Origin of the sequence: Bacillus sp. JJ864, from assembly GCF_036963045.1 — a bacterium.
GTDB lineage: Bacteria > Bacillota > Bacilli > Bacillales > Bacillaceae_G > Bacillus_A > Bacillus_A pseudomycoides_C.
The window spans coordinates 1-362 of record NZ_JBALLY010000018.1; positions in this window are offsets into that span (position 1 = coordinate 1).

Sequence of the window (362 nt, forward strand, 5' to 3'; positions counted from 1 at the left end):
ACTATTTTTAGTTATAATATTCAAAATTAAAATTTAATGTAATATCATGAAAAGGTGATGGTTATCACCCTATTTGTTTCTCCTTATACCATAGATAAGACTGAGTTCCTGGTCTTATCTTTTTTATTTATGAGTTCTTGTTACACATTCATTAACATAACAAAATTTTTGTTATGGGTTATTTGTTGTCATTGGCTCGATGGCGGTGTGGCGGTACCCCTTAACGTTGTAAATCCGCATTTTGGGGACGCTACCCCTGTATGAAAATGACGAGAGGTAGAGAATTGCTTACACCGGAACAACGACAAGCCTTTATGCAAATTCCTGAAGATGAGTGGATGCCAGGAACCTACTACACTTGT